Origin of the sequence: Thiohalocapsa sp. ML1 (assembly GCF_001469165.1) — a bacterium.
Lineage (GTDB): Bacteria > Pseudomonadota > Gammaproteobacteria > Chromatiales > Chromatiaceae > Thiohalocapsa.
The window spans coordinates 1-811 of record NZ_JABX01000127.1; the positions used below are offsets into that span (position 1 = coordinate 1).

Here is an 811-nt window from a genome sequence, read left to right on the forward strand (position 1 = left end):
CCGCCGCAGTCGCACAACAAGATCGCCTCGGTGGCATCGGGATACATTGCACTGAACAGCACCTCCCAAGACAAGGCGATGGCATCGCAGACGAAGGCGCTGTTTTCCCGCGAGGTGCCGAGGGTGATGAAGCCCACATTCGCATGCACATCGTAGACGCCGTGAGGCACCAGGCGGCCTTCGGCGAGGTGGCTGAAATCGTGGTCGTACACCGCCTGTGGGGCGGTACTGTAGCACTGCCCGGGGCGGTGCAAGGTGCCGAGCGGTTCCTTTTTCTTCGTGTCGATGGACAGCACGGGGATACCGCGTCGGCATGCCAAGCGGCGCAAGGCGGCGATGTGGCGAAACTGTCGATCACGCTCGTGCGGGTCGACTTGCCCAGTGATCAGTTGCTTGCACAGCGCCCGGCGACGAAAGCCGGCCCGATCGAGCAAGTCGGCGGCAGTATTGCGACTGACCTCAATGCCGTGCTCGAGCAGCCGCTGCGCCAGTTGCAATGGCTTGAGATCTGTCCAGCGCACGCGCTCATCGGTTGGACTGCCAGCGCTGTGCACGTCGAGAACCTCTTGCAGAACCGACTTCAGCAGCGGATTGCGCTCGGTGATCGGCGGTCGACCGCCCCCGCGCCGGCGCACTCGGTTGGCGTCTCCGCTCGGGCGTTTCGGGTCATCCGGATCGTCGTCGCCCATCTGCTCCAGTTCCCGTATCCCGGTGTGGATCGTACGACGACTCATCGCGAGCACTCGGGCGACATAGGCGATGCCGCCATAACCGATCTTCAACGACTCGATTGCGGCATAACGGCGCCGAT

The 811-nt window shown here is 63.6% G+C and carries 1 protein-coding gene; it reads right to left on the bottom strand.

What is annotated here, in order from left to right:
• Positions 1-811 (bottom strand): ISAzo13 family transposase (locus tag ML01_RS26630; protein ID WP_156428032.1); only part of this gene is annotated, 811 nt, incomplete at both ends.